This window comes from Meiothermus cerbereus, from assembly GCF_051297115.1.
Taxonomy (GTDB): domain Bacteria; phylum Deinococcota; class Deinococci; order Deinococcales; family Thermaceae; genus Meiothermus; species Meiothermus cerbereus_A.
Window position 1 is genome coordinate 21,137 of record NZ_JBEVAL010000037.1, and the last position, 7,132, is coordinate 28,268.

Annotated in this window: 8 protein-coding genes; 7 read left to right on the forward strand and 1 reads right to left on the reverse strand. The window is 62.1% G+C overall.

The features are described 5' to 3' along the window. Positions 1-150: 150 nt before the first annotated feature. From rplU to rsfS, 4 genes are all read left to right on the forward strand, one after another. A complete protein-coding gene (gene rplU / locus ABWU19_RS09105; RefSeq protein ID WP_435901393.1) occupies positions 151-456 on the forward strand; it encodes a 50S ribosomal protein L21 in 306 nt (101 codons plus the stop codon). A gap of 64 nt (positions 457-520) precedes the next feature. Then, positions 521-796, forward strand: a complete 276-nt coding sequence (gene rpmA / locus ABWU19_RS09110; RefSeq protein WP_027875953.1) for a 50S ribosomal protein L27 — start codon at positions 521-523, stop codon at positions 794-796. Between the two features lie 64 nt (positions 797-860). Next, complete coding sequence (gene obgE, locus ABWU19_RS09115; RefSeq protein WP_435901394.1) at positions 861-2,111, forward strand: GTPase ObgE; 1,251 nt, start codon at positions 861-863, stop codon at positions 2,109-2,111. Between the two features lie 33 nt (positions 2,112-2,144). Beyond that, positions 2,145-2,489 carry a ribosome silencing factor gene (gene rsfS / locus ABWU19_RS09120; RefSeq protein WP_027875951.1) on the forward strand — a complete coding sequence of 115 codons (345 nt, stop codon included), beginning with the start codon at positions 2,145-2,147 and terminating at the stop codon, positions 2,487-2,489. A gap of 281 nt (positions 2,490-2,770) precedes the next feature. Here the strand turns inward: rsfS and ABWU19_RS09125 are convergent, their stop codons facing one another. Further along, positions 2,771-3,073 (reverse strand): hypothetical protein, encoded by a 303-nt coding sequence (locus tag ABWU19_RS09125; protein ID WP_027875950.1) that lies wholly within the window; start codon positions 3,071-3,073, stop codon positions 2,771-2,773. 117 nt (positions 3,074-3,190) lie between these two features. On the opposite strand from ABWU19_RS09125, the gene ABWU19_RS09130 reads away from it, so the two are divergent. The 3 genes from ABWU19_RS09130 to ABWU19_RS09140 form a co-directional block, all read left to right on the forward strand. Beyond that, a complete protein-coding gene (locus ABWU19_RS09130; RefSeq protein ID WP_435901395.1) occupies positions 3,191-4,267 on the forward strand; it encodes a M28 family metallopeptidase in 1,077 nt (358 codons plus the stop codon). Beyond that, positions 4,236-4,460, forward strand: a complete 225-nt coding sequence (locus ABWU19_RS09135; RefSeq protein ID WP_027875948.1) for a DUF4842 domain-containing protein — start codon at positions 4,236-4,238, stop codon at positions 4,458-4,460. The genes ABWU19_RS09130 and ABWU19_RS09135 overlap by 32 nt, the downstream gene beginning before the upstream one ends. Before the next feature lie 129 nt (positions 4,461-4,589). Next, the coding region (locus tag ABWU19_RS09140; RefSeq protein WP_435901396.1) for a PAS domain S-box protein at positions 4,590-7,132 on the forward strand (2,543 nt) is incomplete at its 3' end.

The window sequence follows — 7,132 nt, forward strand, 5'->3', positions numbered from 1 at the left end:
GTTTCCAGCAAGCCCCCCCTGGGGGCCGCGACAAAGCACTTGAAACAATTGGCCATAGCCGCTATAGTTGTCAGTTGGCTGGGTCAAAAGGCCCGAGCCGTTTGGTTGGATTGCACCTGCATCCCGGACGGCTAACTGGAGAGTGTGGTCATGTACGCAATCATCAAATCCGGTGGTAAACAGTACCGCGCAGAAGCGGGCAGCAAGCTGCGTGTGGAGAAGCTCGAGGCCAACCCCGGCGATACCGTGGAGTTCGACGCCCTGATGCTGGGTGGCGAGAAGACTGTGATTGGCAGCCCCACCGTACCCGGTGCCAAGGTGGTGGCCGAGGTGGTCGAGCATGGCAAAGGCAAAAAGGTAGTGGTGGCCAAATTCAAGGCCAAAGTCCAGTACCGCCGTAGGCGGGGTCATCGCCAGCCCTACACCGAGATTGTGGTGAAGGAGATTCGCGCTTAGTTGCTGATAGCCGATAGCTTTTAGCCATCTGCTATGAGCTATCGGCGCCCTGAAGGAGCTCACTATGGCACACAAGAAAGGTCTGGGTTCAACCAAAAACGGGCGCGACAGCCAAGCCAAGCGCCTGGGGGTCAAGCGTTTCGAGGGCCAGGTGGTCAAGGCGGGTAACGTGCTGGTGCGTCAGCGTGGTACCAAGTTCCGCGCCGGTGCGGGCGTGGGTCAGGGCCGCGACTACACCCTGTTTGCGCTCATTGACGGCGTGGTGGAGTTTGCCGACAAGGGCCGCATGGGCCGCTTCGTGCGGGTCAAGCCCCTGGAAGTAGCACAGGCGGGCGACTAACCAGAATTTGCGCCGAAGGCGGAAGCCTGTGCTTCTGGCCTTCGTTTTTTTTGGTGAAGGATTTATGTTCAGAGATGTGCTCGAGATTAGCGTGGCCGCTGGACGTGGGGGCGACGGCTGCATTAGCTTTTGGCGTGAAAAATATATCGCCAAAGGTGGCCCCGACGGGGGTGATGGGGGCGATGGGGGCTCGATTATCCTGCGTGCCCTGGGCCAGGTGGACTCGCTTTCCAACCTTTCCAAGCGGGTGTACAAAGCCGAGAACGGCCAGCACGGGATGGGCAAAGGGCTATTTGGTAAGTCGGGCAAAGACCTGGTTATCGAGGTGCCACGAGGAACCCGGGTCTACGATGCCGAGACCGGCGAACTGCTGGCCGACCTGATCGAGGAGGGCCAGACCTTAGTGGCTGCCCGAGGAGGGCGCGGAGGCTGGGGTAATACCCGTTTCGTGACCCCTACCCGGCAGGCCCCCCGGTTTGCCGAAGCTGGCGAGGAAGGACAGAAGCGCAGACTGCGCCTAGAGCTGATGCTTCTGGCCGATGTGGGGCTGGTGGGCTACCCCAACGCTGGCAAGAGCAGCCTTCTGGCGGCCCTGACCCATGCCCATCCCAAAATTGCCAGCTATCCTTTTACTACCCTTTCGCCCAACCTGGGGGTAATTGAGCGCAACCTCGAGCGCATCACCATGGCCGACATCCCTGGCATTATCGAGGGGGCCGCCCAGGGCCGGGGCCTGGGGCTGGAGTTCCTGCGCCACATCGCCCGGACTAGAGTTCTCTTATACGTGCTCGATGGCACCGACCAGCCGGTGCAAACCCTGCACACCCTCCAGGCCGAACTGCGGGCTTACAACCCCGAGCTCTTAGGGCGCCAGGCCCTGATTGCCCTCAATAAAATAGACCTGCTGACCCCGGAAGAGGTGCAGGCCCTGGTGGGCGAGCTGAGCCAGAATGGCCTACCGGTGCTGCCCATCTCTACCCAGACCCGCGCGGGGTTGTCCGAGCTGGTAGAGGCCCTGTTTGCCCTGGTGCAGGCTGCGCCCAAACCCATAATGGAACAGCCCAGGCCCAGGCCCGAGGCCCCCGATTACATCAAGGTAACCCAGGTAGAAGAAGGGGTGTTTGAGCTCGAGGCCCCCCAGGTGCAGCGCCACCTCGACCGTCTTAAGGGCGACCTGATGGAAGCCGCAGGCTACCTGCAAGATCTGTTCAAGCGCTACCGGGTGGAGCAGGCCCTTAAAGCCCACGGGGTGCGGGCGGGGGATACCGTGCGCTTTGGGCAGCACGAGTTCGAGTACATCCCTGAGGTCAGGTAGCCTGTCCTGCCCACTTGTGTACAATAAGGACGAATGGTCAAAGCCATTGATACCCAAACACTCATCCGCCAGATCAAAGAAGCCCTGGAAGACAAGAAGGCCGAGAATGTGGTGGCGCTGGACCTGACCGCTGTCTCCGACTCGCTCGACTACTTTGTAATTGCCACCGGAACCTCCCAACCCCACCTGCAAGCCCTCGAGCGGGCCGTGCGGGAAAAACTACAGGAAGAAGAAGGTATCCGGGCCAACAAGGTCGAAGGCCCCAGCCCACGCTGGGTGCTCCTGGACTATGGCCCGGTGCTGGTGCACCTGATGAGCGCCGAGGCCCGTGAGTACTACGACCTGGAAGGCTTCTGGGCTGACGCAAAGCGAATTTAGAGCACATTGACCCCCCTACCACCTTGATGGCTGTGCCCTGCACAGCACAGTTGCCTCCCGGATGGGAGGCAACGTCTGTGAAGGGTGCGATAGCGCCAACAACACATCTGACGCCCCACCTCCTGCTTGAGGCGGTTGTGTGGGGCCTCGGCGGCATGTGCCCTCCCTAAAAAACAGCCCTGGTGTGTTGTGGTTGCACGGTGTGCCGGCGGGGCTACCACGCCAGGGGTATATCAGGAAACTTTGTGCACGCGGCCAAAGACAGGCCGCGACAAAGGCAACTACTTGGCTTTGGGCGTGCTGGAGGGGTTGGCCTGCACAGGTCGGTAGTTGCGGATGGGGCCAAAGATAAACTTGTTGAACACGATGTAAGCCGCCAGATAAGCCCCCATCTGTACCCAGAAGTTGTTGAACAGCGTAACCCCACTGCCGCCCAGAATGGTCATGAGCAGGGTTAGCGGCATGACCACAATAAAAGCCCGCAGGAGCAGACTGGGGAATATACGCAGCATGTCCCGGCCCGAGAGCGGTACGCGCTGCTGTGTTTTGCGTTTGAGCTTTTCTTCCCGACGCTTCTTACCCATGCCTCCAAGTTTAAGCCCTGGGCTTGGTGGGGACAAAGGGACTTTCGCACAAAGTGTGATGCAAAACCCCCAGACCCCCCGTGTCCGGTTTTTTGTCTGCGGCGTTAAGCTACAGCCATGCGCCACCTCTGGGAAGAACTCTGTGCCCTGCCCCACCGGGGGAGCGCCACGGCCTGCGAGGCCCTGGCAGCCCGGAAACTCAAAACCTACCTCGAGCAGACCAGCCCCCGCACTTCGGAGGATCCCGAATATCAGGTGGAAGTGCAGCCCTTTATGGCCCCGCGCAGCTATGGCCCTGAGCTCATCCTGATTAGCCTGTTGTTGGCCCTGGGAGGCTGGCTGGGGCTTTGGTGGCTGGCCCTGGTGGGTGCCCTCGGCTTCTGGGCGCATTTCTCGGGCTGGTGGGTACCCTGGCGGAAGCTTTTTGACCGCTACCCCTCGCAAAATGTGCTGGCCCAGACCGGACAGGGCCGCAAGACCCTGGTTTTGATGGCCCACTACGATACGGCCAAGACCTTTTTCCTCTACCACCCCAAACGGGTACGGTTTTTTCGCCACAACTTTCTGATTAATGCAGCGCTGGCTACGCTGCTGCCCTTGGGGGCTTTGTGGACTGGGGTTTCGCAGCTACTGGGCCTGTATTTTCTGGTACAGGCAGTGCTTCTGGCTTTGCGTGAACTCGGCGCGCCTTATGTCAACGGAGCCAACGACAACGCGACAGGCGTGGCGGTGGCGGTGGCCTTGTTCGAGGAGCTGCGCCGGGATCCCCTACCCGACCACCGGGTGGTGCTGGCCCTTACAGGCAGCGAGGAGGTTGGAGCAAAGGGGGCCGAGTTCCTGGTGCGCTCGGGGCGAATCCCACCCGATGCCCTGGTGCTTAACATCGACAACGTGGGTCAGGGCGAGCTGTTTTATGCCACCGGCGAGGGGATGCTGGTCTACCATGCCTACCGGGGGGTTTTGCTCGAGCGGGCCAGGGCCACCCCAGGCGCGCAACCTTTGGCCTATCGCCTGGCCTACTTCGATACCCGCCCTTTTGCCGCAAGAAAAACCCCCTGCCTGACGCTTATTCGTTTGAAGAACGGGATACCCCCCAACTGGCACTGGCCTACCGACCGGCCCGATGGGGTCGACTGGGAGGCAGTGCAGGAAACCCTGTTTTATGCCCGTACACTGGTGCGCCAGCTGGTTTGAGCAGAACCGGCCCGGAGGCTGGGTTAGCCTGGGTATTGACATTCGGGATGGCTACCTGAAATTTGACCCATGGATTGCCAGCGGGGGCTCGAGCTACAAGGACTGGTACCGCGACCTGCCAGGTTACCGCGAGACCAGCAAGCTGATGAACCTTCCCTCGCTGGCTCACCCGGGCTCCAACCGCTTTAAGTAAGATTTTCCCCTGGACTGCCCAATCGGTAGGGTCAAACCAGCTACCGATTGATTGTTGGCCGGGCCTGTCCGAAGACCAGAGGGTGTAGACTTGAACAGGTCAGGCTACAAGGAGGACTATAATCTGCTAGTGCTGCGGATCCTACTGGCGACCCAAAACCCTCACGATGACCCGCTTATTCAGCGAAGCCTCGAGGGTTTGCGGGCGGAGTGGCATACGGCCAGAGACCTGACCACGCTCCAGCAGCTTCTGAGTAAAGGGGCCTGCGATGCGGTAATTCTCTGTGCCGGGCCAGGGTATGGCCTCGAGGCACTGCGCCTTGTGAAAACTTTTGCCCCCGATACCCCGGTGGTCGTGCTGGCGCCTGCCGAGTTCGAGGCCCTGGCGCTGGTGGAAGCAGCACCTATCCTGACCGAGTTTGTGAGCACCTCGAGGCTTCCCCACAGCCTGCAAGAAGCGCTGGACAAGCTCCTCGAGCGCAAGCGCCGCTGGGAACTTTTCGAGTCGGTGCCGGTGGGCCTGTACCGCTCGACCCCGGACGGGCGCATCCTCGAGGCCAACACCACCCTCTGCACCATGCTGGGCTACAGCCGAGAAGAGCTTTTGGGCCTGAATGCCCGGGCGCTGTACCTCGAGGCCGCAGAGCGCGAACAGCTTATTCAGCAGGCCGCCAAAGCCGGCTTATTGCTGGCCCAGCGCATTCGCCTGCGGCGCAAGGACGGCCAGGTGCTGTGGGTGCAGGGGTACTCCCTTCCGGTGCGGGATAGCCGCGGACAGGTGCTCTATTTCGAGGGCAGTTTAATTGACCTTAGCGAGCAAACCCGGCTGGAGGAGCGTTTCCGGGCCCTGGTAGAGAATACTTCCGACCTTATATACCTGATGGACGAAGCCGGCACCATGCGCTACGCCAGCCCCAATGTGGGGCAGGTGCTGGGCTACAACCCCGAAGGCTATTTGCAGCAGCAGACGAATATCCTCGACTTCGTGCACCCTGACGACCGCCCCTATGCCGAGGCCGCGCTCGAGTACATGGTGCACCACCCCGACGAGACCCGCGAGTACCGTGTGCGCATCCTGGATGCCTCTGGGGAAGAGCGCCATGCGCGTATCTGGGGGCGCAACCTGCTGCACGACCCCGCCGTGCGGGGCATTGTGCTTAACGTGCGCGACATCACCGAGGAAGACCGGCTCCGGCACTCGCTGGAGCAGGAAAAAAGCCGCTTCAAGGCCATGGTGGAAGCGCTTTCGGGGGTGGTGTTCCAGGTGGAATTTCTGCCGGGTCAGCTTGGCCGGCTGCTTTATGTCAGCCCCCAGGCCCAGACAATCCTGGGCCACGCCCCCGAGGCCCTGCGGCACAACCCCTCTTTGTGGTGGGATAACATCTACCCCGAAGATCGGGCCCGCCTGCTCAACAATGCGGGCACCCCTGGCGAGGTTAAGGTGCTGCGCTACCGTTACCGTCACGGCCAGAGCGGGCAGTGGGTCTGGCTTCAGGAACATCGGGTGGCCGCCCCAGAAGGCCAGCTCCTGACCGGCTACGCCTACGACGCCACCGGCGAAATTGAGGCCCAGCGCGCCCTGGCCGAGCAGGAAGCCCTCTTCCGTACCCTCTCCGAGACCGCACCCGCCCTCATTCTGATGTGGCAGGAGGATCGCCTGGTTTTTGCCAACCTCGAGGCCGAGCGCATCACGGGCTACTCGTTGGAGGAAATCAAAAACCGCCCGATCTGGGAGTTTGTACACCCCCTCGACCGGGAGATGGTGCGCGCCCGCGGCCAGACCCGCTTGCGGGGCGTGGGGGTGGAGGGCCGCTACCGCTTTCGCATCCAGACTAAAAGCGGCCAGACACGCTGGCTGGACTACTCGGGGGCCCGCGTAGACTTGGGGGGGCGTTCGGCGATTTTGGGTGTGGGCTTCGACGTTACCGAGGCCCAGGAGCACCAGCTCGACCTCGAGGCGGTGGTTCGGCTTTCCGAGGCCCTGCGCCGCTCCGACGACCTCAAGGAGATGCTCCAGGCTGCCCTGGACGAGACGCTGGCCATCCTGGAGACCCCTGTGGGCAGCATACTGCTCTACGACCCCGAGACCCATGCCCTGGAGGAGATGGCCAGCCAGGGCTGGTTGCTCAAAATCCCCACCCCGCCGGTCGCCCGGGAAGAAAGCATAACCGGCTGGGTGCTGCTGAACGGGATGCTCTACCAGAGCCGTGAGTTTGCCGCCGACCCCAGGGTGCGCCCGGGCATCCGCCACCTGGTACCACCCGGCTGGGGTGGGGTGGTGCTGCCCCTGCGGGCGGGAAGCTTGCGGGTGGGCGCGCTTACGCTGGCGGTGGCCCACCCCCGCGAGCTTAGCGCGCGCGAAGTGCAGCGCCTGGAGCTTATGGGCGAGGTGATCGGCAATGCGGTACGCCGGGCCTCGCTGCGGCGCAAGCTTCAGGCGCGTGTGGGCCAGCTCGAGGCCTTACGCGCCGTTGACCAGGTCATCAATTCCAGTCTGGACCTGCGCCTGGCCCTGGAGGTCTTGTGCGAACAGCTTATGCGACTGCCCCTGGACGCGGTCGCGGTGTTGCTATACCGCAAGGAAAGCCACGCGCTCGAGTCAATTAAGGCCCGTGACCCCAATTCGGAAAAGCCACCAGCCACATTTCCCCAAACTGCGCCAACAGGAGGCGC